Origin of the sequence: Ferruginibacter sp. (genome assembly GCF_028288465.1) — a bacterium.
Taxonomy (GTDB): Bacteria; Bacteroidota; Bacteroidia; order Chitinophagales; family Chitinophagaceae; genus Ferruginibacter.
In genome coordinates, this window is sequence record NZ_JAQBNR010000021.1 from 78629 (window position 1) to 104179 (window position 25551).

General features: G+C 40.6%; 19 protein-coding genes. 6 read left to right on the plus strand and 13 right to left on the minus strand.

The annotated features are described in order from the left end of the window. Positions 1 to 81 precede the first annotated feature (81 nt). Together glgB and JWR61_RS09525 are read left to right on the plus strand one after the other, a co-directional pair. Positions 82 to 2049 (plus strand): 1,4-alpha-glucan branching protein GlgB, encoded by a 1968-nt coding sequence (gene glgB / locus JWR61_RS09520; protein WP_301927594.1) that lies wholly within the window; start codon positions 82 to 84, stop codon positions 2047 to 2049. Between the two features lie 29 nt (positions 2050 to 2078). Then, positions 2079 to 3101: a lipopolysaccharide assembly protein LapB gene (locus tag JWR61_RS09525; RefSeq protein WP_290337575.1), complete on the plus strand. Its 1023-nt coding sequence runs from the start codon at positions 2079 to 2081 to the stop codon at positions 3099 to 3101. Positions 3102 to 3537: 436 nt separating this feature from the next. On the opposite strand, the gene secDF is transcribed toward JWR61_RS09525, so the two are convergent. Then, the gene (secDF, locus tag JWR61_RS09530; protein ID WP_301927595.1) at positions 3538 to 6489 is read right to left on the minus strand and encodes a protein translocase subunit SecDF; all 2952 of its coding nucleotides are present in this window, start codon (positions 6487 to 6489) and stop codon (positions 3538 to 3540) included. A gap of 126 nt (positions 6490 to 6615) precedes the next feature. Between secDF and JWR61_RS09535 the strand changes: the two genes are divergently transcribed. Beyond that, the gene (locus JWR61_RS09535) at positions 6616 to 7959 is read left to right on the plus strand and encodes a serine hydrolase (protein ID WP_301927596.1); all 1344 of its coding nucleotides are present in this window, start codon (positions 6616 to 6618) and stop codon (positions 7957 to 7959) included. Between the two features lie 53 nt (positions 7960 to 8012). Here the strand turns inward: JWR61_RS09535 and JWR61_RS09540 are convergent, their stop codons facing one another. The 6 genes from JWR61_RS09540 to JWR61_RS09565 all read right to left on the minus strand — a co-directional run bounded on the left by JWR61_RS09540 (position 8013) and on the right by JWR61_RS09565 (position 16969). Beyond that, complete coding sequence (locus JWR61_RS09540; protein ID WP_301927597.1) at positions 8013 to 8873, minus strand: serine hydrolase; 861 nt, start codon at positions 8871 to 8873, stop codon at positions 8013 to 8015. Positions 8874 to 8877: 4 nt separating this feature from the next. Beyond that, positions 8878 to 10515 (minus strand): carboxylesterase/lipase family protein, encoded by a 1638-nt coding sequence (locus JWR61_RS09545; protein ID WP_301927598.1) that lies wholly within the window; start codon positions 10513 to 10515, stop codon positions 8878 to 8880. A gap of 208 nt (positions 10516 to 10723) precedes the next feature. After that, positions 10724 to 12577 (minus strand): alpha-amylase family glycosyl hydrolase, encoded by a 1854-nt coding sequence (locus JWR61_RS09550; protein WP_301927599.1) that lies wholly within the window; start codon positions 12575 to 12577, stop codon positions 10724 to 10726. Between the two features lie 5 nt (positions 12578 to 12582). Further along, positions 12583 to 14103 (minus strand): MFS transporter, encoded by a 1521-nt coding sequence (locus JWR61_RS09555; protein WP_301927600.1) that lies wholly within the window; start codon positions 14101 to 14103, stop codon positions 12583 to 12585. A gap of 102 nt (positions 14104 to 14205) precedes the next feature. Continuing rightward, the gene (locus JWR61_RS09560) at positions 14206 to 15483 is read right to left on the minus strand and encodes a glucose-1-phosphate adenylyltransferase (protein WP_290337582.1); all 1278 of its coding nucleotides are present in this window, start codon (positions 15481 to 15483) and stop codon (positions 14206 to 14208) included. A gap of 67 nt (positions 15484 to 15550) precedes the next feature. Next, the gene (locus JWR61_RS09565) at positions 15551 to 16969 is read right to left on the minus strand and encodes a glycogen synthase (RefSeq protein ID WP_301927601.1); all 1419 of its coding nucleotides are present in this window, start codon (positions 16967 to 16969) and stop codon (positions 15551 to 15553) included. Between the two features lie 247 nt (positions 16970 to 17216). Between JWR61_RS09565 and JWR61_RS09570 the strand changes: the two genes are divergently transcribed. Together JWR61_RS09570 and JWR61_RS09575 are read left to right on the plus strand one after the other, a co-directional pair. Beyond that, positions 17217 to 18662 carry an MFS transporter gene (locus JWR61_RS09570; RefSeq protein WP_301927602.1) on the plus strand — a complete coding sequence of 482 codons (1446 nt, stop codon included), beginning with the start codon at positions 17217 to 17219 and terminating at the stop codon, positions 18660 to 18662. Positions 18663 to 18716: 54 nt separating this feature from the next. Then, positions 18717 to 19700: an ROK family protein gene (locus JWR61_RS09575; RefSeq protein ID WP_301927603.1), complete on the plus strand. Its 984-nt coding sequence runs from the start codon at positions 18717 to 18719 to the stop codon at positions 19698 to 19700. 100 nt (positions 19701 to 19800) lie between these two features. Here the strand turns inward: JWR61_RS09575 and lipA are convergent, their stop codons facing one another. After that, positions 19801 to 20724, minus strand: a complete 924-nt coding sequence (gene lipA, locus JWR61_RS09580) for a lipoyl synthase (protein ID WP_301927604.1) — start codon at positions 20722 to 20724, stop codon at positions 19801 to 19803. Positions 20725 to 20772: 48 nt separating this feature from the next. After that, entirely contained in the window at positions 20773 to 21579 is an 807-nt protein-coding gene (locus JWR61_RS09585; protein ID WP_301927605.1) for a hypothetical protein, read from the minus strand. Between the two features lie 41 nt (positions 21580 to 21620). Here JWR61_RS09585 and JWR61_RS09590 point away from each other — a divergent pair, with 41 nt between their 5' ends. Next, complete coding sequence (locus tag JWR61_RS09590; protein WP_301927606.1) at positions 21621 to 22028, plus strand: OsmC family protein; 408 nt, start codon at positions 21621 to 21623, stop codon at positions 22026 to 22028. Here JWR61_RS09590 and JWR61_RS09595 read toward each other — a convergent pair. The 4 genes from JWR61_RS09595 to JWR61_RS09610 are packed head-to-tail and all read right to left on the minus strand — an operon-like array spanning position 22013 to position 25508. Continuing rightward, positions 22013 to 23281 (minus strand): DUF2851 family protein, encoded by a 1269-nt coding sequence (locus JWR61_RS09595; RefSeq protein WP_301927607.1) that lies wholly within the window; start codon positions 23279 to 23281, stop codon positions 22013 to 22015. The genes JWR61_RS09590 and JWR61_RS09595 overlap by 16 nt on opposite strands. A 57-nt stretch (positions 23282 to 23338) precedes the next feature. Then, complete coding sequence (locus JWR61_RS09600; protein ID WP_301927608.1) at positions 23339 to 23941, minus strand: Maf family nucleotide pyrophosphatase; 603 nt, start codon at positions 23939 to 23941, stop codon at positions 23339 to 23341. A 43-nt stretch (positions 23942 to 23984) separates the two neighbouring features. Beyond that, positions 23985 to 24932, minus strand: coding sequence for a geranylgeranylglycerol-phosphate geranylgeranyltransferase (locus tag JWR61_RS09605; protein ID WP_301927609.1), 948 nt, complete (start codon positions 24930 to 24932; stop codon positions 23985 to 23987). A gap of 57 nt (positions 24933 to 24989) precedes the next feature. Beyond that, on the minus strand, positions 24990 to 25508 hold the full coding sequence (locus JWR61_RS09610; protein WP_301927610.1) for an HAD family hydrolase: 519 nt from the start codon (positions 25506 to 25508) through the stop codon (positions 24990 to 24992). Between the last annotated feature and the right edge of the window lie 43 nt (positions 25509 to 25551).

The window sequence follows — 25551 nt, forward strand, 5'->3', positions numbered from 1 at the left end:
GCAAATCTTAAAGTTATTTTTTATAATATAAAACTTATTCCATCAGTGGTGCAGAGGATGCACAGGTGGTAAAAAAAATCAATGATGCAACACGAACCATCTTTCCATAAAAAAAAATACGAAGAAGAACATTTTGTTGACAGTACCAAACTTGTCTGGAATTATTCTTTGTTTTCTGACACTGACATCAACAATTACCAGCAGGGTAATTTATACAATGGCTATGAATTATTTGGTAACCACGAGATAGAGGTATTAAATACCAAAGGGTTTTATTTTGCCGTATGGGCGCCCAACGCTACTGAGGTTTCCGTGGTAGGCCATTTTAATGACTGGGAAAAAGGAAAACATATTTTGTTTGTACGGTTCGACAGCAGTGGTATCTGGGAAGGGTTCATCCCCAATCTAAAAAAAGGGGAAGCTTATAAATACCATATTAAAGGTTATAAAGGCGCCGCGATTGACAAAGGAGATCCATACGCCAACTATTGGGAAATGCGGCCCGAAACAGCGTCCGTAAGCTGGAACATGCAGTATAACTGGGCTGACAAGGACTGGATGAGCAACAGAAAAAAAAACAATGCCCTTGACGCAGCCTGGAGTGTATATGAAGTGCACCTGGCCAGTTGGATGCGCCCCGATAAATTTGATGAGGAAAGTTACAATACCTATCAGCAAATTACAGATCGCCTGGTTCCCTATGTAAGTGAGATGGGCTTTACACATGTAGAGTTTATGCCCGTGATGGAACATCCGTTTGATGGAAGCTGGGGTTACCAGGGTACAGGTTTCTTTGCACCAACGTCCCGGTTTGGTGAACCTGAAGATTTTATGGCCATGGTGGATGCTTTTCACAAAGCGGGCGTAGGCATTATATTAGACTGGGTGCCCTCCCATTTTCCGTATGATGCACATGGCCTCTTTATGTTTGATGGCACACACACCTACGAATACGCAGATATGCGTAAAGGATTTCACCCCGACTGGAACAGTTATATTTTCAATTATAAACGCGGCGAAGTAAAATCATTCCTCATCAGCAGCGCCCGGTTTTGGTTCGACAAGTTTCATATCGACGGCATACGTGTGGACGCTGTAAGTTCTATTTTGCAATTGGATTATTCCAGGAAAGAGGGCGAATGGGAACCCAACGAATTTGGCGGCAACGGGAACATTGAAGCCATCGCTTTTATCAAAGAACTGAACGAAACCATTTACCGCGATTTCCCGGATGTGCAGATGATTGCCGAGGAAGCAACGGACTGGCCAAAAGTAAGCCGGCCTACATTTACGGATGGTCTTGGTTTCGGAATGAAATGGATGATGGGCTGGATGCACGACACACTGGATTATTTTAAAATGGATCCTTACTTTCGCCAGTTTCACCAGGACAAGTTTACATTCAGCATGATGTACTTTTATGATGAAAATTTTATGCTTCCTCTCAGTCATGATGAAATTGTACATGGCAAAAGCCCGATGGTTTACAAAATGCCCGGCGACGAATGGCAAAAATTTGCCAACCTGCGATTGATGTACACTTACATGTACACCCACCCCGGTGCCAAATTATTATTTATGGGTAATGAATTTGCGCAAACAACGGAGTGGAATTATAAAACAGAACTCAGCTGGGAATTGCTTCAATACGATTCGCATAAAAAAATGCAGGATTGCGTGAAAGCATTGAACCACCTGTATTGCGACCAACCGGCCCTGCATGAACTACAGTTTGATATACACGGATTTGAATGGATTGATTTGAACCACCGGCAGGAAGGGGTTATTGTTTTTAAGAGAAAGGGAAAGCAACTAGAAGAGGACGTCCTGGTAGTATTGAATATGACACCTGTGGTTCGCAGGGACTGGAAAATAAAAGTAAGCGGTAAAGCTGCATGGGAAGAAATTTTTAACAGCGATCAAACTGCATTCTGGGGAACAGGGGATGTATACAACCCGGCCGTAAAAACCAAACTATTAGATAAAGACACGGACTTGTATGAAATAAATATCCATCTCCCGGCGTTATCAGGATTAGTTTTCCGGTAACCGGAACAATTTTTGTTAAATCCACCCTAATGAAACAGTATACACTTCTAGTTACAGTTGTGGCTATTGCCCAAGCTTCATTTGCACAAACAGCTGACAGTGCAAAATTATTTTATCAGAAAGGCCTGGTTGAAAATGAGGCCAAACATTTTTTAGTTGCAGCAAACTATTTTGATAAAGCCATTAAGTTCGATCCAAATTATGCTGCTGCTTACCAGGCAAACGGTTATGCCAGCCTGTCGATGAATAAACAGGATGCAGCCATTCGCAATTTCTCAAAATTGTATGAGTTGGAACCATCCAATAAAGCGGCCATCAAAGAACTGACAGATCTTTATTTCAGTTATCACCAATATAGTAAAGCAGTTGAGTTGGCTAAAAAATGTACTGACTGCCCCAATTCGGAAAAGATCATTGCAATGGCCAGCTACAAACAGGAAGACTATGCTACTGCCATTAAAGGATTGACAAATGTGATAGCAAAAAACCCTTCGGATGCTGAAGCGACTTATACAATCGGCCGCAGCTACCTTGATATGGAAGAATATCAAAAAGCTGTTCCGTTTTATACAAAGGCAGTAGAACTGGATGCAACAAAATATCACTGGATGAATGAACTGGGTTTACTGTTTTATAACCTCAACGATTTTGCGCACGCCAAAACGTATTTTTTGAAAGCTGTTGAAAGTGGCTATCCGGTTAATAACGACTTCAATGAAAATCTGGGGTACGCTTACATCTTCAGCGGTGAATTTGAAAAAGGTGAAAAAATGTTACTGGATATTTTAGCAAAGAAGCCGGGTAACAAGGATATCCTCCGCGATATTGCGGAAGCATCGTACAAACAAAAAATGTATGACAAATCACTCGATTATTGTCAGCAACTAATCACGCTGGATGATAAGGATGGCAAGGCCTTGTACCAGGCAGGTTTATGTTTTATCAAAAAAGGGTCAAAAGAAAAAGGCCAAAACATGTGTGATGCGGCTATTAAAATGGACCCCTCTTTATCTGGTCTACGTACCAAACAGGATGGAGGAATGGGGTTGTAAATTATAAGAAATATTGGCTTGAAAAAAGAAAGACACATCTGGTTAAGATGTGTCTTTCTTTTTAAATCAGCGTGTTTAATTTATTTGTTTACTATTATTTTTTGCGTTGTTTCGTTGCCATTTACAATTCAGTTAACCATATCCATTCCATTGTCAGTTTGCTCGTCAAATGGAATGTTATTAATGACGCTCATTTGTCAGCGTATTTTTGTAAACCCGTTGACCTGATGGGTTTGAAACTAAAATTGTTACCGGGTAAGACTTATTAAGTTCCGAATGGCTTTTCTAATAGATCGACCTCAAGGATTTAAATAAATTTAGCTACGAAACATTTTTTGTGGATCGGGGATAGTTATTGGGAAACGCAGCTTTTATTAAAAATAATCCCGTTCGTGCATAGCAGGAACGGGATTGGATTATTGTAAAATCTACATTATTAGGCTTTCTTAGTAACCACTGCTTTTTCAGAGGTAACAACAACAGGTTCAGCCAATGCCTTGTCTGCTTTTAAATCTACCAATATTGGTGCAGCAACAAAAATAGAAGAATACGTACCTGTGATAACACCTATCAGCATGGCAAATGCAAAACCTCTTGTTACTTCGCCACCAAAGATGAATAAAATCAAAATGGTAAGGAACACCGTCAGTGAAGTCATGATTGTACGGCTTAGTGTATCATTGATTGCACGGTTAATGATTGAACCCTTTGACTCTCCCTTTTTGGCAATGCCACTGTATTCCCTGATACGGTCAAATACAATTACGGTATCATTCATACTAAAACCAATTACCGTTAATACGGCAGCAATAAAATGCTGATCAATTTCAAGCGGGAATGGCACTATGTTTTTAAGAAAAGAAAAAACAGCCAGCGTAACAAATACGTCATGCAAAAGAGCCACGATTGTTCCTACAGAGTATCTCCAGTCACGGAAACGAACGAATATATACAGGAAGATAATCAGCATGGCAAAAATAGTTGCCTTAATCGCTCCTTTTTTCAACTCTTCAGAAATTGTTGGCTGAACAGTTTGTGAACTCAGGATATTGTTTTTTGCAAAATCAGCATAAGAAATGCCTGGCAACACTTTCTGCAAGCCCTGGTATAACTTGGTCTGTACAAGACTATCCGCGTTATCTACTCCCTTTTTATAAGACGTAGTAATATTCAAATGTTTGCTGTCTCCTACCGTTTTAATTACCGGAAAATCTCCTTCAAAAGCAGTTTTCAGATCGTCTCTAACAGCGTCATTTTTCACAGCCTGCGGAAATGCCACAGTGTAACTACGGCCCCCTTTAAATTCAACGCCTTCATGAAATCCATTAAAGTAAGAACCTACACCCAATAAAAGAACAACAATTGAAATACCGTATGCTACCTTTCTGTATTCAATAAATTTAAAGCTGGCATGCTTAAAAATTCTTTTAGAAATGCCGGTAAAATAATTGAAGTGACGGTTCTTGTTAGTCCAGAAATCAGTGATTAATCTTGACACTAAAATTCCGCAGAACAAAGAGAGTACGATACCCAGCATTTGCGTGGTTGCAAAACCTAATACCGGTCCCAGGCCGAATATAAATAAGATAGCTGCGGTTAAAAAAGTAGTAACGTGCGCATCAATTACAGGTGCCAGTGAACGCCTGTAGCCGTCGTTGACTGCCTGCGGGTAGGATTTCCCTTTTGTAAGTTCCTCTTTAATTCTTTCAAAAATAATTACATTGGTATCTACAGCAAGACCTACCGTTAACACCAAACCGGCAATACCGGCAGCTGTTAAAGTAAAGCCCATTGCACTCAATACGCCAATTGTAAACAGCAGGTTTAATATCAATGAAATATTAGCCACCCAGCCACCTGTATTGTAGTACACAATCATTAAGCTGAATATTACCAGGAAGCTGATACCGAAAGCCATCATACCACCGTTAACTGACGCTTCTCCCAATGTGGGGCCCACAATTTGCTCTGCCACAATTTTAGCGGGTGCATTCGCCCTTCCTGATTCCAGTATGTTGGCAAGATCCAATGCTTCTTCTGTTGTGAATTTACCTGATATTTCAGTTTGTCCACCTTCAATAGGGCCAACTACATTTGGAGCGGTATACACAATGTCATCCAATGCAATTGCTACAGGGCGATTGACGTTGTTCTTAGTAAGATCGAACCACTTCTTTGCACCTGTACTGGTCATATTCATCTTGATAGACGGCGCCCCCTTTTCATCATACCCCTGGAAAGCTTTTTCTACGCTTTCTCCGTCCATCGGCGCTTTTTCGCCACCAGGCAAAGTTTTTACCACATACACATACATGTATTTAGCACCTTTTTCGCCTACTTCTTCGTTGCCCAATAAAATTTTTGAATCAGTCGGGAAATTATTTCTTACAACATCCAGCGAAAGATAATAGTTTAACATGGCTGTATCCTGTGGACGGGTTACAAAACTAAACTGCCTGTTAGCAGGAATTTTTTGTTGTGTATAATCCAATGGGGACATTACCTGGTACAAAGCACCTGCATATTTAGCCTTTTTTGCAGAATCAGCAATGCCGCTCGTGTCGGAAGTTCCACTTAAAAAAGACGCTAAAGATGCCGCTGCATTTTCATATCCCTTTCCGATTTCTTCCAAACTGTACACAGACCAAAATTCAAGATTAGCACTTGCTTGTAAATATTTTCTTACCCTTTCCTTATCTGTTACACCAGCCAGTTCTACTTGTATAATGCCTTTATTTTCATCCAAATTGATGTTAGGCTGCGCAACACCAAATTTGTCGATACGCTTCAATAATATTTTGTAAGTTTCGTTGATGGCGCTTTTACCCATCGTACGGATATCCGACGCCACTTTGTCATCGCTATCTGTAACTTTTATTGATTTGCCTGCGCCTGCAAATTTGGAGGCCAGCGGCGTGCCCGGATTTTGCTGTGCAAAGGCTTTTGCGAACAGGGTAATATAGTCAGAATTAGCAGCAACTTTTTGCGCCGTGGCTGTTTGTATTGCTTTTACCAAAGCAGGGTCTTTAGGGTTGTTGCTGATTGATTTAAGCAACCCTTCCAGGCTTACTTCCATCGTAACACTCATACCACCCTGTAAATCCAAACCAAGGTTCAATTCATTCTCCTTGCATTTCTGGTAACTCGTTCCAACTATAGGATAAATACTTTTTTCCTTGGTGCTGTCAAGGATGCGTCTCATCCTTGTTTTTACCAATGCATTTTTGTCCTCACCTGTTAAATCCGGGTATTGAGATTTTACCAGTTTTTCCGCCTGCGTTTTTATCTTCGCTTCATAATTGCGTACTACTACGGTATAAGATAATTCCCAGATGGAAATTAAAATCAGTGCAATCGCAAAAAACCAGACTAAGCCTTTCAATTTCATAATTGGTTACTTTTAGTAGCTACTTTGTTAATTTTTTAGAAGTTTGCAAAGATAGGGGAAAAAGTGTTTGAAGGATGTTAGTGGTTTATTTTAGATTTTTCGTCAAATTGCACTGAAATTATCCATATGCTTTTAAAAATCCGCAACCTGTTGTCAGCTGGTTTTATTGTGTTTTTACTGTGTTGCTGCCGCCTGTCTGCACAGGTCCCAAAGCCTGTCGGTCTACTGCATCCCGATTCTTTAAAATCCACTGTATTTGCGCCATTTACAGATAGCAGTAAAACAGATAGTGTGCTGGTGCAGCTGTTAAAACAATATCCGGAATATTTTGATACTGTTTTAAAGAATACAAAAAAATGGAATGTGCAGTTCATATACACCCGCATTGATAAAGGCGCTAATGGCATTCCAGCCCTGAAAAATTATTATTTTAATGTTAATCCGGCCAATTATTTCTACCCCGCTTCTACTGTAAAATTGCCTGTCTGTCTGCTGGCGCTCCAACGCCTGAATGAACTGAAACAACAGGGTATTGACAAAAACAGCACGATGATTACTGAGGCAAAAGGGGATGGACAAACGCCTGTGTATAACGATCCTTCCACGCCGGATGGCAAGCCAAGCATTGCCCAATACATCAAAAAAATATTGCTTGTAAGCGATAATGACGCCTTCAACAGGTTATATGAATTTTTGGGCAGAAAATATATCAACGAACAGCTACACCAAAAAGGATACAGGGATATACAAATTTTACACCGGCTGGATATTCCGTTAACGCAGCAACAAAACCGGGCTACAAATCCGGTCAATTTTTTTGGGCCTGATAACCGGATTATTTTTAGTCAACCTCCGCAATATGATTCATCCCTTTATGTAAAAAGATCTGATTCGTTGGGTTTGGGTTATTTGAAAGACGGTGCTTTGATTAACATGCCTATGGATTTTTCTGATAAAAACAGGGTCAGCCTGCAAGACCTGCACAATATTTTATTAAGTGTTGTATTCCCTGAGAAAGTGCCGGCTTCTCAAAGATTTAATATTACCGCTGATGACAGGATTTTTTTGCTAAAGTACATGAGTGAATTACCTACCGAAAGTCAGTATCCGCCATATGCCGCTGACACGGTAACTTATTGGCCAGCCTATTGTAAGTTTTTACTATTTGGTTCCGAAGCAGGAGCAATTCCAAAAAACATCCGCATTTTTAATAAAGTGGGTGATGCATACGGACAGCTTACCGACGTGGCTTATATTGTTGATTTTGATAAAAAGATTGAATTCTTTTTATCAGCCACCATGTATTGCAACAGCGATGGTATTTTGAATGATGATAAGTATGATTATGAAAATACGGGCTTCCCCTTTATGAAACACCTGGGAGAAGTGATATACCAGCTTGAACTAAACCGCCAAAAGAAAATTGAACCTGATCTGTCAAAACTGATCTTTAACTATGATGGTCATTGACAAAGATCTTTCCCTGAGATTGCCAGTTTTTACAAACAAATTCAAAGCGATCATCAATTAAAATATTTCCACAGCAAGGCAGATAATTTGCGTGTAAGCACCCAGGCCTCGTTTGAATCCTGCCAGCTTTGATCTTTATTATTTTTTGTAAAGACGCTGAGGATATAAGGATTTTTACCATTGTTTACATACATGATTTCGCTGCGGCTTTCGTCAACTGCGCCATTTTTATCTGCAATAAAAATGCCCGGCGGCACCTGGCTTATAGCCTGCTCATCCCAATATTGTCTCGATAGCAGGCGCAGCATTTTGTCGCTTGCTGCAGTGTCCAAAATATTTTTTTGAACAATCCGGTTCATAAAATTTTCCATTTCCCGGGGGCTGGTTTGTCCCCATCCATACAGGTTCCTGTTTGCTTCCCTCCCGGACGTTCTGCTGTTTACCCTGGTGGCTTTAAACCCAAGACTGTCCAGTATTTCATTGATTCTGGAACCGCCGCCCGCCAGTGATTGCAGCCAGAGACTTGCGGTGTTATCACTCGTGGTTAGCATCAGCATCATGACTTTGCTTAGCTTAATCTTTTCGCCTTCTTTAAACGATCCCAAAATATCTTCGCCTGCATACAACAATGAATCTCTATACACCAGTTGCTGATGGTATTCCAGTTCATTCTTCCTGATCTTATCCATGATGCCTGTAAGAATGGAAATCTTTACAATACTGGCAGTTGGAAAAACCGTATCCGCATTGATGGTGGCTATGGAATTGTGTTTCAGGTTATGTATGTAAATGCCAATGTCGCCATTAAATCCCTTTACTAAACTTTCTACCTGATGCTGTAATTTTTTATCTGTTTTTTGAGCATGGATCAATGATGGTAGTAACAGTAGTGAGAAGATTATAAAATGTTTCATGCGCTTATTTTATGTTGCCATAGGCCTTGTCCAAAAAGCGATACCTGTCATCATTTACGGCTTTTTCCGGCTTTGACACCGCATCAATTATCATTATATCAGGCGTATTATCGCCGGGTTTTGCTGCCTGCCATACAGGCAATTTTTCTCCATTGGGATTACCGGAAATGATAAAGTTGGCAAAATAATTTTGCATGGTTGCTGATGCCGCCAAATCGCTTTCACTAAAAATAAAATCTGTCATTAGTGGCAGATTGCCCATGCAGTATTCAATTTCACTGGCGTGCGATGCTCCTACCGGTGCTGGCTGCTTTGGAGCATTCGCGTCTTTTTTTACCGTACCTCCGGCAAGGCCCGGCGTTGATTGCTCGTCAGTTAACGGAGGATGAATTTTACTGAACATATAGCGATACACCGCCTGGTTGCTGTTGGCAATTTGTAAGTCGCACCACTTCCACGTACTATAAGCTATAAATCTGTCAGAAGCCAATGCAGTGGCAGAAAGTTCAATTTGCTTTTCAGAATCACCCGGATATAATTTTAATACGGTTTCATAATCATTGGGATATTCCTTTTTTAGCCGGGAGATATAGACTTCTTTAGTAAAAGGAGGGGCACCGTACATAAACGCACCGGCAGGTACTTCAGCCGAATTCCATCCGGCAAGTAAAGGTACCAGGGCCTGTTTTTTCGCGGCAAAAATTTCGGGCACTGTGGCCGTTAAAAAGTAACCGTCAATCACCACCGGAAAACCAAATCGTTTTGATTCCTGGTACATTTCAAACACTTCTTTGGTACTAAGTTTACGCAGCTGGGCCACGGATGTATAACCTGCTTTTTTTGCAAACGCCACTCCTTCTTTTTCAGCTTCAGCTAAAGGAACGGGCGAAAGTGTTGGCTTAATGCCGGCACCACTTTCACCGATTGCACCGGCAAACAAATTCTTTGCAAGCGGCGAAGCCATCTGGTAACTTACAGCAATTGATCCTGCAGATTCTCCTGCAATAGTTACTTTTTTAGGGTTACCTCCGAAAGCGCCTATGTTTTGCTGTACCCATTTCAATGCAGCTGCCTGGTCAAGCAATCCATAATTGCCGGAAGCTTTATAGGGCGCTTCCGCACTCAATTCAGGGTGAGCAAAAAAACCAAAAATATTCAGCCGGTAATTAACCGTAACAACAACAATTCCTTTTTTCGCCATGCTTTCGCCATCGTAGCGTGGCTCAGCACCATCACCTGCTACAAAACCGCCTCCAAAAAAATATACCAGCACCGGCAGGTTAGCGGTATTGTTCTTTGCATTTGTCCATACGTTCAGGTAAAGGCAGTCTTCACTCAGTCCTTCCGAGCGGCTTTTCATATCTCCAAACACAATGCCCTGCACGGCCCTTGGACCAAATTTTTTTGTTTGTTTTACACCCTTCCAGTTTTCCAGCGGCTGCGGAGCTTTCCACCTTAGCTGTCCAATCGGCGGTTTCGCAAAAGGAACACCCAGGTAAAACTGCATGCCGGTTTTTGTATCGTAGTTGCCTTCTATTACACCATTTTGGACGGTAGTTTGAACGGAAAAGTAATTATTGGTTTGCGCAGTAATAATGGTTGAAAGGAACACGAGTATACTGCTTACTAAAATTTTATACATAGATGGCTTTTTAATTATCGTTATGAAGAGAAGGCAATTTAGCCGGTTTATTTAAAACATTAAACATTCTTTTTGTAATTATTTCTCAGCATAACACCTTTACTGTATAATTTTTGGTCAGGCATTTTTTAAATTAAGATTGTAAAGATTGGTGCAAAAGATAGGGATGGCTATTGTTGCCATCCCTATCTTTTCTATTCTTTACTATTTATTTTGTTAACTCTAACACAACTGCTTTATAAGAACCAAGTGTAAAATCTTTCAATGGTGTTTTTGCTTTTGTAAGCACATCCGTCGCCACCGTAAAGCCATTTGTTCTTTCTGCATATTTGGTAAATGAAATTGTTTTATCTGTTTTAGCAGTATTCATTACCACCATTACGGTTTGTTTATCATCATACCTGAAGTAAGTGTACACGCCATCTTCCGGATAGAATTGCATCATTTTTCCAAAGCGGATGGCTGAAGACTTTTTTCTGAAATTAGCCAGTTCAAACACGTGTCTCCATATCTCATGGTCCTGCACGGTTCTGCCACTCAATTCAAATTTATTGAGCACATCACCCGGAAATCCACCCGGAAAATCGAGCCTTACATAACCATCGTTTGGCGATGTAACACCAGTTGTAGCAAGTTCATCACCATAATATATTTCAGGTATTCCCCTGCAGGTAAACAACCAGGACAAAGCTGTTTTATATTTATCCATATTCTCTCCTACCACGGAATAAAAACGCGACATATCATGATTGTCAAGAAAGATCACATTGCGCATTGGATCTTTGTAAACAAAATCCTGCGCCAGCGTGGTGTACAAATTGTTCACACCATCCGACCAGCCGAAATCTTTGGTCATAGCATCCTGTATGCCCCAAAGTGCCTGAAAATCTGTAGCTGCCTGCAGGTTACTTTTAAAAGGAATATTGTAATTGTTTTGTACAAAGTAGCTCTGGTTCGGAACACCGTGCACCCAGGTTTCGCCAAACATAGTTATATGCGGATATTCATCCATCAGGGCTTTATTGCAACGGTTCATAAAGTCGAGATCGTTGTAAGCGTAGGTATCGATGCGCCAGCCGTCTATGCCAAATTCTTCTACGGTCCACAGGGCATGCTGAATTAAAAAGTTGGCAACAAAAGCGTTGCTTTCATTCAGGTCGGGCATTTGTTGTGTAAACCAGCCATCTGCCATCTTCTTTTTTTCTATGGATGCGGCGTAGGGGTCAAATAAGGTTTGATCTTTAAAGTTGGTATTGGTGTACTCCGACCATTGATGCAGCCATTCTTTCATTGGCAAATCCTGTACTGTAAAATGATATAAACCTACATGATTGTATACAGCATCCTGTATAATTTTCATGCCCCTTTCGTGCGCTGAATCTATCAGTTGCTGGTAGGCCTTTTCTCCACCCAGTCGTGGATCAATTTTGTAATGATCAGTAAATGCATAGCCATGTTCCGTTCGGCCGGGCATATCATTTTCTATTACCGGATTCAGCCAAAGCGTGGTCACACCTAGTTGCTGTAAATATTCAAGATGGTTGGTTATTCCCTTTAAATCACCACCATGGCGGTTATACACCGTATCCCTGTTAAGTGACTGATCCCGCATCCCTGCAACACGATCATTTGATGGGTCGCCATTGCTGAAACGGTCTGGCAAAATGAGGTACATAAAATCGGCCGAGGTAACTCCCTGCGCAAAGTCCACGCCCCTTCCCTGTCGTTTGGCCTTTAATTCAAAATCAATTGTAACTGGATTGCTCTCCCTGTTTACTTTAATTTTTACAATTCCTGGTTTCGCAATAGCAGCAATGCTGATATCTAAAAAAACATAATTGGCATTTTCTACCTTGTTTATTTTTTCCAGCTTTATGCCGGGATACACAATGCTGAAACCGCCCTTTGCATTAGCGATACTATCGCCATGAATCATGATTTGTACTTTATTCCATTTCATACCCGTCCACCAATTCGTGGGGTAACATTTGTAGCTACTTTGCTGTGCGGTAGCCATAAAAGCGAAACACACAAAAGCACTCATCACAAAAAACTTTTTCATAGTTGTCATTTTATTTTTATTCTAAGGGTTAAGAGAGCAGCAACGATCATAAGTGCGCCGCCCAATACAAGCGTATAAATGGCATTGCCGTTAAACAAATGCTTTGTAAAAAATCCCAGCAATGTTGCCGCAAGAATTTGAGGTATTACAATAAAGAAATTAAAAATGCCCATGTAAACACCCATCTTATTGGAAGGCAACGCTGCGGTCAACATGGAATAAGGCATGGATAGAATGCTTGACCATGCAAGACCGATGCCAGCCATACTAAGTATCAGCAGGTATTTATCTTTAAAAATAAAAAATGAAATCAGCCCCAGGCCGCCGGCAACCAGGCAGATTAAATGTGTCATTGGCCTGCTGGTTTTCTTGGCCAGTACGGGTAACAAAAAAGCAAAAAAAGCGGAGAAGCCGTTATAAAAACCAAATAAAACACCCACCCAGTTTCCTATTTCGTTATAAGCTTTTGAAGAAGTGTCTGTAGTGTTGGCGATATTTTGAGCCAGTCCTGGTGTGGCATATATCCACATAGCGAATAACGCAAACCAGGTGAAGAACTGTACCACCGCCAGCTGCTTCATGGTGTCGGGCATTTTGTATAAATCATTTACCACTTCTACCAGTCCGTTTTTACTATTATTCGACCAGGAAAAACCAGCTGCCAGTTGTATTAAGCCGAAACTTGCAATACCAAACGTTAATACATAGAGTTCTTTTTCCAACGGCATTTCCACATGCTGTACATTATAGTAATAAAGTAAAAAACTTAAAATGGCGCCTGTTATCAGCCATATAAATCCTTTATTATAAAATGATTTTACTGATGTGGTAATAATAGAATGATCAACCTCCTGTTGTTCTGCCGATTCAAAACTTTTTAATTCGGCAGGGGAATATTCCTTGGTTGTAAATACCGTATAAACTACAGATAAAAAGAAAACAGCCGCACCAATGTAAAATGAAATTTTTACTGAGTTGGGTATTACGCCTGGTGCCGCCTCATTTGCCACACCCATTTTTGTAAGCAGATAAGGTAATACAGACGACACAACGGCTCCAATACCAATAAAAAAACTCTGCATGGCAAAGCCAGCAGTGCGTTGTTCATCTGGCAGCATATCGCCTACAAAAGCACGAAAAGGCTCCATCGAAATATTGATCGACGCATCCAGTAGCCATAACATGATTGCGGCCATCCACAATGCATATACATTCGGAAAAAAGATAAGGGCAAGTGAAGCGAGGATTGCACCAATTAAAAAGAAAGGCCGTCTTCTGCCCCATCGTGGCGACCAGGTTTTATCACTCAGATGACCAATAACAGGCTGCATAATAAGCCCTGTTAAAGGGGCAGCTATCCAAAGAATCGGAATGTCATCTATCTTGGCACCGAGCGATTGGAAAATACGGCTAACGTTGGCGTTTTGCAGCCCAAAGCCAAACTGTATTCCCAAAAAACCTACACTCATATTGATAATCTGAGATAGGCTTAAAATTGGCTTTTTAACGGTGATGACAGGAGACATGAGCAAATCGTTTAAAATATAAAAGTTGTGTAAAAAATACACATTAGTAAAAGTACAATAAAAAACATCCTGCCGTGGCAGGATGTTGTAATGCTTAATTTTTTAAATAACATAACCATCGGGTAAGATGGCGCCTTTTTTAATGACCACAATTCCATCTTTTACCGTGTACAAAGCATGGTCAGCATCCTGCAGGTGGCTGCCACCGTTGATGCGTACATCATTACCTATGCGGCAGTTTTTGTCAACAATGGTATTTTTAATATAACACCTGTCACCTATGCCACACTGCGGAACACCCTTTTCGTGGTTTGCGTCAATTTCTTTAATCGTTTCATAATAATCGTTACCCATAATATAACAACTCACGATGGTAGAACCATGACCGATCCGGCTTCTGACACCTATCACACTGTTTTCAATGCGGCTGGCGTTAATAATAGAACCTTCCGCAATGATTGTTTTCTCTAAAGTAGTACCACTGATTTTTGCCGGTGGCAACATTCTTGCACGGCTGTACACCACCTTCTGGTTATCGAATAAATTAAACGGCGGCAGATCAAGCGTTAATGCCAGGTTGGCTTCAAAGAAAGAATAAATGTTTCCGATATCAGTCCAGTATCCATCATACTGATAACTGATTACTTTATATTTTTCTATTGAAGTAGGAATGATTTCTTTTCCAAAATCGGTGGCATCTTTTTTCTCCACTTCCAGCAACTCAAACAATAATTTTCTGTTGAAAACATAAATACCCATGGAAGCCAGGTAATTTCTTCCCTGTTTTTTCATCTCATCGCCGGTATCACTCACCCATTCCGGCAATAAGGAGGCTTTGGGTTTTTCGATGAAACTGGTTATCACATTCTCGTCATTTGCTTTTAATATACCAAACTCAGGGGCTTCCCTGTCACCCACCGGAATGGTAGCGATCGAAATATCTGCACCACTGGAAGCATGGTGATCTATCATCTCTTCAAAATCCATCTGGTACAACTGGTCACCACTTAATATAAGCACGTATTCAAAATCATACCCGTTGATATGACGCAATGATTGTCTTACAGCATCTGCTGTACCCTGGAACCAGCCTGAGTTATCCGGCGTTTGTTCTGCCGCAAGAATATCTACAAATCCCTTGCTGAACATACTAAACTGGTAGGTATTTTTGATGTGCTTGTTAAGCGAGGCAGAGTTAAACTGGGTAAGTACCAATATGCGGTTGAGGCTGGAATTGATACAGTTTGAAATGGGGATATCTACCAGGCGATACTTGCCTGCAATAGGCACTGCCGGCTTACTGCGGCTTGCTGTAAGGGGGTATAATCTTGATCCTGCTCCTCCTCCTAAAACTATTGAAATAACTGATTTGCTATCCATATATGGCGGGTTAATTGTTTACTGAATTTATTGCAATCCTTTATTAAATATATTAAAATTCGGGAAATTACTTCCCTAAACTACTGTATAAATTAATATACTTCGCTGCACTCGTTTCCCAGCTGTTATCAATCTTCATAATAGTCGTTCGAATTTTATGCAGCCGCTTGGTTTTACCATACAATTCCATTGCCCGGTGAATGGAGTAAGTAATATCCCACACTTTGGCATCATTGAACACAATCCCGTATCCGCCAGGTTCTCCGTAATCGATCACTGTATCCCGCAGTCCGCCTGTATTTCTAACAATCGGTATTGTTCCATACCGCATGGCATACATCTGGTTTAACCCACAGGGCTCCACACGGCTGGGCATCAGTAAAAAATCGGCCCCAGCATACATCAGGTGACTTAACTTTTCGTTGTATCCAATCTTTGAATTGTAATATCCGGCCAGCGAAGTTTTCATGTTTTCCAGTTCCCATTCTACGCCCGGCTCGCCGCTGCCCAGTATCAAAAAATTCATCGTGCCCTGCATATGATATACGGCATCGTTAATAACCTGCGGCAATAAGTCGGCAGCTTTCTCATGTACAAGCCTGCCAATAAAAACAAAGAGCGGCTTTTCTGCGTCCAGGTTAAACTGCTCACATAATAGTTGTTTACTGACCAGCTTACCTTCATCTACATTTTCAACACTAAAGTTATAGTCAATATAAGTATCTACAGCAGGATCCCAAACAGCAGCATCGATGCCATTTAATATGCCGGTGCATTTGCCTTTTTCGTATTCAAATAAACTTTCCAGTCCATTGGCACTGGTACGCATTTCTTCCAGATAACTCTGACTTACGGTAGTAACTTTTAAAGCGCATTTAACGGCGCTTGCCAATGGGTTAATATTATTATTCCAGTCGAGCTTGCCCCATTCCCACGAATTCCATTCCGGCAGATACACTGCCTTATCCCAGCCCATCCAGCCCTGGTATTGCGCATTGTGAATTGTGAGAACAGTGGGAATGGCTGCCAGGTGCTGGTAAGCGTAACAATACTGCATCATAAAAGGAATGAGCCCTGTATGATGATCATGCACGTGTACTGTATCCGGTTTATGATTCCATTTGCTAACCCAGTCGACTACTGCAATCTGAAAAGCGGTAAATCTTTCCGCATCATCATAATAGCCATACACCGCTTCCCGATCGAGCAAACCGTTAATGTCTACGAGATAAAGATCAAAACCAAGTTTATTGGTTCTTTCTTTTATGATGGTATAATTAAACCAGTAAGGCCCCATTCCAAAAGAGCCTTTGTGCGCAATATCAAAATCATTTTCGTACAAAAACTTTGTTCTGTACATGGGCATAACCACTTTAGCGATATGACCAAGCTGGTTTTGGTATTTAGGCAAAGCACCAACCACATCTCCCAACCCGCCTGCTTTTGCTACGGGGTAGCATTCTGCGCTTACATGTAGTATTTCCATACGTTTAAACATTGTCTTAAAAACAAGTCAATTTATGAATGTTTTTTCTTTGAACAATCAATGATAAAAAATAAAAAGCTTAACCGGGTGCTTATTGTTATGTGTCCATAGCATCTCAAAACAACTTATTGTTGAATGCTTTGCAGTTATCCATTTTAATCCTGTCACAATGTGTTTATTTTTTTTCGGGTAAACAAAAAAAATGATAACTTTCGAGATTCTTAATAAAACTTAACGATAAAATTTTATGAGCCAAAAAACCAAATGGTCACAATTCGGAACCCTGGTTACCGTGTTTTTTTTCTGGGGATTTGTAGCAGCAAGCAATGACATTTTAATACCGGTATTTAGAAAGGCCTTTAATTTATCGCAGTTTCAAAGCCAGCTGGTATCTGTAGCATTTTACGTGGCATACACAGTTGGTTCTATTATTTATTATATCGTGTCAAAAGTAATTGGAAGTGACCTGTTGAATAAGATTGGCTACAAAAATGGTATTGCGCTTGGATTAATCATTTCGGCCATTGGGACACTATTATTTTATCCTGCTGCCAATACAGCTTCTTTTACATTAATGCTTACCGGCTTATTTATCGTAGGTCTTGGCTTTTCCCTGCAGCAAATTGCGGCGAATCCGTTGGCGATTATAATGGGAGATCCTAAAACTGGCTCGCAACGTTTAACCATGGCGGGCGGAGTAAATAATTTTGGTACTACAATCGGCCCCTTATTGGTAAGTTTCGCCATTTTTGGAAGTGTTGCTGCGGGTGGTACTACCGCCAGCATTGAAAGTGTAAAAACCCCTTACCTGATTGTGGGGCTTGCATTTTTGTTGGTTGCTTTATTTATCAAATTTTCTTCTGTTCCCAATAAAATAGACTTGGAGCATGTGGCGGAAGAAGAAGCTGTAAGCGCAAATAAATTAGTGCACCGTTCCTCTGCTTTTCAATACCCACAGTTATGGATGGGTATGATCGGCATTTTTGTATATGTAGGTGTAGAGGTTTCAACAGCCAGCAATCTTCCAGCCTACATGGAACAACATTTGGGTGTTGCAACAGACAAAATTGCACCTTATATTTCTCTGTATTGGGCAAGTTTGATGATCGGTCGCTGGACAGGTGCTGTAGGTGCTTTTGATGTAAGTATGGGCATGAAAAAAATCCTCAACTTTTTAATGCCCTACCTTGCTTTTGGAGTTTTTTTAATTGTAAATACAATCGCCCAGCATGATGTAACCCAATTCTTCGTGTACGCCTTTGTGATAGCCGTGATGATTGGCGCAGACATTTTAAGCAAAGGCAATCCTGCCAGAATGTTGTTGCTGTTTGCATGCCTGGGTATAGTTGCCCTCATAATCGGAATGATCACCACAGGTATGGTAAGTGCTTACGCGTTTATTAGTGTAGGTCTTTTTTGCAGCACGTTATGGCCTTGTATATTTACGCTGGCAGTTGCCGGGCTTGGCAAAAACACCGGGCAGGGAAGCAGCTTATTGATAATGATGATTATGGGCGGCGGCCTGATCAGCGCATTGCAGGGCTGGTTGGCAGATAAAACCGGAATTCAATTTAGTTACATTGTTGGCGTTGCATGTTTTGCGTATCTTGCATTCTACGCTGTTAGGGCGAAAGCCGTTTTAAAATCGCAGGGTATTGATTACGATGCGCTGAATGCAGAAGGCGGACATTAATAAAAACAGCAGAAACGCACTTTTATTTTTTGATTTTTAATTTTTAAATTCATTATGCTCAAACCGTACGCAATAGGTATTGATGTTGGTGGTACCACCACAAAATTTGGCATTGTTAACCGCCATGGAGAAATAATAGAACAGGATCGCATCTCCAGCATTGCACATGAAGTGGTGGAAGATTTTATAGACGACTTATGTGAGAAATTGTTACCGATGGTTGAAAGAGCCGGAGGAATTGATCAGTTTGTAGGCATTGGTATGGGTGCTCCAAACGGCAATCTGTATACAGGTACCATTGAGTATGCGCCTAATTTAAGATGGAAAGGGATTATACCAATTGCTGACCTCATGAACAAAAAATTTGGTCTTAAAACAATTCTTACGAATGATGCCAATGCAGCTGCCGTTGGCGAAATGATGTATGGCGTTACCAAAAATATTAAGCACTTTATCACCATCACGCTGGGCACAGGCGTAGGCAGTGGTATTGTAATTGATGGAAAGATTGTAGTGGGCTGGGATGGCTTTGCAGGCGAACTGGGACATACTATTATACGCCCGGGAGGAAGAATGCATAAAAGTACCGGTGCGCATGGAAGCCTGGAAGCATATGCTTCTGCAACCGGGGTTAGGGAAACAGCTATTGAAATGCTGACGGAACACCCGGAAGTAGCCAGTCTTTTACGCAATTATACTATTAACGAACTGACCAGTGAAACAGTTTACGACTGTGCTATGCAGGGCGATGCAATTGCCAACCGGATTTTTGAATTTACAGGCCAAATACTGGGAGAATCGCTGGCCAATTTTATCATGTTCTCTTCACCGGAAGCCATTGTATTGTTCGGCGGTCTCACCAAGGCGGGACCGTTGCTGATCAACCCGACAAGAAAACATATGGAAGCAAACCTGCTGCCTATTTTTCAAAACAAAGTTAAACTGTTGTTCAGCGAATTAAAAGAAGCCGATGCAGCTATACTTGGAGCAAGTGCCCTGGTGTGGGACACCACCCGTAACGAACAGGGTGCTTTTTAAAATACCTGCTTTACTGTTAATAAATTTTCGACAAAAAAGCCAGCGCAATTGCGCTGGCTTTTTTTATGGTCTGTTATCTTTTATTTCTACATGTTCAATTTTAATTACTATTTTTTTCTTCGATCCATTTATTTCTGCCCCACCCTGCTATCACGTGTTTATCGCTATGGTAAGACGAACGCACCAATGGTCCGCTCTCTACATAATCAAAGCCCATCTCATAGCCAATTTCTCTCAACTCTTTAAACTCATCAGGATGTATGAAACGCTGCACCTGCAAATGTTTCTTACTTGGCTGCAGGTATTGGCCAATTGTAATAACGTCTACCTCGCTGTCTCTCAAATCCTGCATGGTTTGCACCACTTCTTCTTTTACTTCGCCAAGCCCCAGCATGATACCGCTTTTGGTACGCATGCCACCCTTTTTCAAAATACGCAGGGTTTCCATACTGCGCCAGTATTTGGCCTGTATACGCACCTGCCGGGTTAACCTTTCTACCGTTTCTATATTGTGAGAAACTACCTCGGGTGCTGCATCTATTATTCGCTGGATGTTTGCTGCTTCGGCCTTAAAATCAGGTATCAGTGTTTCCAGTGTAGTTGAAGGGTTTAGAGCCTTTATTGCCTTGATGGTATTGAACCAGATAATAGAACCACCATCGGCAATTTCATCCCTGTCAACCGATGTAACGACTGCATGTTTTACTTTCATCAGGTTGATGGCTTCCGCCACCCGCTGAGGTTCATCCCAGTCAACAGGTTCTGGCCTGCCGGTAGCCACCGCACAAAAGCCGCAGCTTCTTGTACAAATATTTCCGAGAATCATAAAAGTAGCAGTTCCTTCTCCCCAACACTCACCCATGTTAGGGCAATTACCACTTTCACAAATGGTATGCAATTTATGGGTATCCACCAAACTTCTAACGTGCCGGTAATCTTCTCCAATGGGTAATTTAACCCTTAGCCAGTCAGGCTTTTTTATTTTGGGTTCTGCAGCTTCATTTAACACGGGCAACTCTGTCATTCAATTATTTTATAATTGTAAAAAATTAATTTTTCTGCTAAATACTTCCTATTTTCTTTTACCAAACAATACGGAAACGTATAGGTTCACAAATAAATTCCTGGGTGCCACATTTACAATTTGTGGAATTTTTTTTGCATACAGCTCAGCCGTTATTCCAACTTCGATGGCACTTACTACCTCATTGTAGCGGCCATAGTCGAACCGTAAAGCAGCTTTTGCGTATGCCCCCGGCGTTAATTTTAAATTGCTCCATCCTTTGGTAAAACTTGGTCCTGTTGCCTGCAGGTAATAAAGCATAGAACTTGAACTGAAGATATTGCTGTCTGCGCTTTCGTATCTAATAGACTTACGTTGAACAGGTGAACTGGTTGTATCAAAAATATCGAGATAATAAGGCCTCAATAAACCAAGTGAAGCTCCGCCGCCAAAATTGGCTGTTATACTTACGCCGTTTTTATTGCTTTTATTACCCAGTAATATCTGTTGCTGTACGCCCAATTTTACGGGGTAGAAAAAGTTTATTTTACCAAAAATAAGTGAAGGTCCCGCATACATCTGGTTGGTTTGTTTGTCTTCCTTTGTGTGCTTGCGTTCAGCAATGTCCAGCTGAAACAACAGCGATTTTGTTATGGACTGTGCCCGGCCTATTTCCATAAATCCCCCGTACCCATCATTGGTAAGTTTAAATCCAAAGGCGGTATGTTTTGTATAAGTGATTACACCCTCTTCTTCCTGCCGTATCAATGCATTAATTTTTTGACGATGCTCCTCTTTTTTATCTTTTTTAGTTTGTTGGGCAAGTAAACCAGAGGTAGCTAATACGGACAGAATAACGAAAAATATTTTGCGCATGATAACTTTTTACTTCAGTAAATTTATACAAAAATAGTACAATGACAGCAACGATTCAATATGAAGGTAATTTAAGATGCAACGCCCGCCATTTGCAAAGCAATTCTTTGATAGAAACAGACGCTCCTACAGATAACAGGGGAAAGGGTGAAAGGTTTTCTCCTACTGATTTAGTATGTACCGCATTGGCAACCTGTATGATTACAACAATGGCTATGAAGGCGACCGACATGGGGATTGAATTAAAAAATACCACCCTAAATGTAAAAAAACATATGGCAAGCGATCCAAGGAGAATTGCTAAAATTGATGTGGAACTAAATTTTCCTGCTACTTTACAACTGGAAGAAAAAGAAAAGATTATTTTACAAAGAGTAGGCGATAACTGCCCCGTTATAAAAAGTTTACACCCCGATGTGGTAATTAACGCCAGCTATAACTGGCTGTAACTTTTCAGCAAGCTATTGCCTACAGCGCATTCCAGGCAACGCTTCCGGTTACAGTATTCATTTTTTAACTGGATGAGTGCCTGCGAATCGAAAGCGTTGTTATTTTGTATACCCACCTGCATGTATGCGTTGGTGATATTGTTTTTTTCTGCTGTAATTTGTTCCATCCATTGTAGTGCTTTTTCTTTATACAGCTCTTCCCGGTTATAAACACCATAAGCAAATACAATAGGGATAATAGTGTTTATTAATACATTATTCACCATCTGGTTCCCCAAATGCTTTGTTTTAAAAGTGGAAGGCTCATCAAAAATATAATGATAATGCCAGTAGTCGTTGGCGGTAACATTTAACAAATCTTTTATTTCTTTTAATGATGTGGCTTCCCGGATTACAGAAAATAAATGCAGGCTTTTGTTAATGAGCATTGCCAGTTGAGCCAGCCTGATGGATGGAAAATTTGCAGGCCGCATTCTTAAAAAATATAAAGCAGCTTGTACCCGTTGCAGCTTATATTTGTTTTTATAAAACCCGTATTCTTTCTGCAGCATGGATGGATATGTTTCGTTGAAATCACCATCTAATAAACCTGCCTGCCCAAACAATAACGCTTCCAATTGGTGAATCTGGTTTTTATGCTTTGCCAACAATACAACCGGCAGCGACCGGGCAATTTTTTCAAAGGCTTCGCTGTTGACTTTTATGCCAAAATTGTAAGCCAGCAACCACCAGAATGTTTCTTCCCAATGGTTGTTATTTTCTTTAAGGTAATCAAAAATAATGGTTGATTTATTTTGCAGCCGTTCTGCAAGTAAACGATCAGTCCAGCTTTTCCATGCCAGTTCATTTACCTGGTGAATGTTTTTTTCACAGGCGATAAATGTTGCTGCATTCATCCATTCGTCATAGCGGTTCAATAAAATTTTGGATACCCTGTTTTGAAGTTCAAGAACAGGAAAACTGGCTTCAACATTACCATCATCCTGCCATACTACATGCAGGATAACATTGTTATAATTTTTGTCTTTGCTATGCTGATGGCTTGTCCAGTCTGTTGATTTCAGATGCAGTTCAACATTGCCGGCCCAGGTTGTGTCGCCTACTTTTATGTTGGCATTCAGAAAATCGGGACCTTGATTGGTGTTTAGTGCGCCAGGCGAATTGATCCGCAAGTTTTCATTTTCTGTGGTTGTTAGCAACGCGGCATTAAAATGTTGAAACTGCCAGATATATTGCAGCAATTTTTCCGTCATGACAATGATTTTAAAAATGAGCAGGATCAGAATTTCTATCAAGCTACAAAATCAAAGTCAACATTGCAATAGCGCCTGCACTACCCTGCTTACCGGCAGTCCCATAACGTTGTAAAAATCACCGTTAATTGACTTTATGCCGGTAACACCAATCCATTCCTGTATTGCATACGCACCGGCTTTATCATACGGCTTATATTTATCAACATAAAATTCAATTTGCTCAATACTCAAGTTGTGAAACTCAACTTCAGTGATGTCTGCAAAAGCAATCTCTTTACCTTCCTTTAATATAACAACACCAGTAATTACGGCATGCTTTTGCCCGGAAAGTTTTTCTAAAATCTGGATCGCATCTTCCCTGCAGGCGGGTTTCCCAATGATTTCATCCTTTAATACCACAATGGTATCTGCAGCAAGTATTGGTAAAACAGGGTGATGCAGCTGTTCAACAGCGAGCGCTTTGTTTCTTGCAATGTGAATGGCAATTTCGTCAGGGGGTAAATGAGCAGGATATGATTCGTCTGTGGCCTGGATTATGATATCAAAGGGAACTTCTGCCCATTCAAGCAGCTGCTTGCGGCGGGGCGATTGAGATGCCAGAATAATTTTTTTTACTGAAGATCCGGATTGAGATCCTTGTGACAAAGAAAGACTCATTCTAACGATTATTTTGAATTTAAAAGGCCAAGGGGCTTAATGGTCAAATATACCATCTGAAAAAAAGTATCGACAAAATACCGGTAAGCATTATAATTTTTATAAAGCTGCTTAACTGATGGTATTGTGCAGTATTCTGAGCAACATACAATTTACGTAAAATCCAAATCAATGGTAATAGCACTAATAAAAAACAGTAGACAGCAGTCACCCACCATCGCTGCTGAAATGCATAAAATTGTAAAATCAGTAAAGCGCCTATCAACACTGCCAGCCAAACCCCGGCAAATACCTTTGATGCTGGTACGCCCCATGCAATAGGCATAGTATTACAACGATATTTTGCATCACCTTCCATATCCTCGATATCTTTTACAACTTCTCTAACCAGGGAAATAATAAAGGCAAAGCCTGCGTACAATACAGCGTATTTAAATATGCGATTTGTGGCTGCAAAAAAATTAGCGTCAGGTGCCGAAAAAAGGTGAAACGTATCGCCGATGGCAAAATACAATACCAGCACCGTCCACGCTGTCAGCATCGAAATAATGACATTGCCAGTTAATAATTGCTTTTTAAAGGTGGTAGAATAAAACCACAATAGCAATGTACAAATCACATTTGCAATGATGATTATAAAACTTGTTTGATAAGAAACATAAAGGCTGATAATTAATCCAACGGTAGTGATTGTCCAGTGCCAGAAAATGGCCCATCGGCGTTTAATAATTTTTTCGATCACCATTTTTTCCGGCTTGTTTACCTGGTCTATATTGATATCAAAATAGTCATTGATAATGTAGCCGGCTGCTGCGATTAAAATGGAAGCGGTCATCAATAAAAAAAAGAGTGGCTGGGTAAGATGAAAGCTAACCTCGAAACGGGCAGCAATCGGGATTATAATACAGTAATAAAAAAGTAATTGGGTCAATGCAATAAAAAAAAGATTCGGCCAGCGGATCAAACGAAAAAAGGCGAATAATAATTTCATGTTGTATTGCTGTTATTAAATTAAGTACAACAACTAAACGATGAAATACTTAATAATTTATTTTGAAGCGATGCCGGTTTCCAGGTCCCAGTGGTCGTTTAATTTCAGTACTTTTTCGATTACATCCCTTCCGCAGCCATCTCCACCATTAAGAGGAGAAATGTAGCGGGCTATTTGCTTGATCTCATTAACTGCATCTGCAGGGCAACAGGGTAAACCAACCAATTGCATGACCCGGTAATCAGGAATATCGTCGCCCATAAATAAAACCTCCTCCCATTTCAACTGATGTTGCTGCACATACTCAGTCAGTATTTCCTTTTTATCGTGTACTCCGAGAAAAATATCTTTAATACCAAGCCCTTCAAAACGTTGCTTTACAGCCCTCGATTGTCCCCCGGAAATGATGAGTACACGGTATCCCTTTTTGATCGCAAGCTGTAAGCCAAAACCATCTTTTATATTCGTCGTTCTGACAGTTTCATTTTCAAAAAGCAGTAAGATGCCAGATGAGAGTACACCGTCTACATCAAATACAAAAGTTTTTATTGGCTTAAAAAGTGCTAGAATATTCATTGCAGTGAAAAATACTTTGGGGGCGGGAAGGCCGCATTCAAAA

Excerpts from the sequence above, each read along its gene's own strand:
- glgB (WP_301927594.1), top strand. The coding sequence starts at position 82 with ATGATGCAACACGAACCATCTTTCCATAAAAAAAAATACGAAGAAGAA.
- JWR61_RS09525 (WP_290337575.1), top strand. The coding sequence starts at position 2,079 with ATGAAACAGTATACACTTCTAGTTACAGTTGTGGCTATTGCCCAAGCT.
- secDF (WP_301927595.1), bottom strand. The coding sequence starts at position 6,489 with ATGAAATTGAAAGGCTTAGTCTGGTTTTTTGCGATTGCACTGATTTTA.
- JWR61_RS09535 (WP_301927596.1), top strand. The coding sequence starts at position 6,616 with ATGCTTTTAAAAATCCGCAACCTGTTGTCAGCTGGTTTTATTGTGTTT.
- JWR61_RS09540 (WP_301927597.1), bottom strand. The coding sequence starts at position 8,873 with ATGAAACATTTTATAATCTTCTCACTACTGTTACTACCATCATTGATC.
- JWR61_RS09545 (WP_301927598.1), bottom strand. The coding sequence starts at position 10,515 with ATGTATAAAATTTTAGTAAGCAGTATACTCGTGTTCCTTTCAACCATT.
- JWR61_RS09550 (WP_301927599.1), bottom strand. The coding sequence starts at position 12,577 with ATGAAAAAGTTTTTTGTGATGAGTGCTTTTGTGTGTTTCGCTTTTATG.
- JWR61_RS09555 (WP_301927600.1), bottom strand. The coding sequence starts at position 14,103 with ATGTCTCCTGTCATCACCGTTAAAAAGCCAATTTTAAGCCTATCTCAG.
- JWR61_RS09560 (WP_290337582.1), bottom strand. The coding sequence starts at position 15,483 with ATGGATAGCAAATCAGTTATTTCAATAGTTTTAGGAGGAGGAGCAGGA.
- JWR61_RS09565 (WP_301927601.1), bottom strand. The coding sequence starts at position 16,969 with ATGGAAATACTACATGTAAGCGCAGAATGCTACCCCGTAGCAAAAGCA.
- JWR61_RS09570 (WP_301927602.1), top strand. The coding sequence starts at position 17,217 with ATGAGCCAAAAAACCAAATGGTCACAATTCGGAACCCTGGTTACCGTG.
- JWR61_RS09575 (WP_301927603.1), top strand. The coding sequence starts at position 18,717 with ATGCTCAAACCGTACGCAATAGGTATTGATGTTGGTGGTACCACCACA.
- lipA (WP_301927604.1), bottom strand. The coding sequence starts at position 20,724 with ATGACAGAGTTGCCCGTGTTAAATGAAGCTGCAGAACCCAAAATAAAA.
- JWR61_RS09585 (WP_301927605.1), bottom strand. The coding sequence starts at position 21,579 with ATGCGCAAAATATTTTTCGTTATTCTGTCCGTATTAGCTACCTCTGGT.
- JWR61_RS09590 (WP_301927606.1), top strand. The coding sequence starts at position 21,621 with ATGACAGCAACGATTCAATATGAAGGTAATTTAAGATGCAACGCCCGC.
- JWR61_RS09595 (WP_301927607.1), bottom strand. The coding sequence starts at position 23,281 with ATGACGGAAAAATTGCTGCAATATATCTGGCAGTTTCAACATTTTAAT.
- JWR61_RS09600 (WP_301927608.1), bottom strand. The coding sequence starts at position 23,941 with ATGAGTCTTTCTTTGTCACAAGGATCTCAATCCGGATCTTCAGTAAAA.
- JWR61_RS09605 (WP_301927609.1), bottom strand. The coding sequence starts at position 24,932 with ATGAAATTATTATTCGCCTTTTTTCGTTTGATCCGCTGGCCGAATCTT.
- JWR61_RS09610 (WP_301927610.1), bottom strand. The coding sequence starts at position 25,508 with ATGAATATTCTAGCACTTTTTAAGCCAATAAAAACTTTTGTATTTGAT.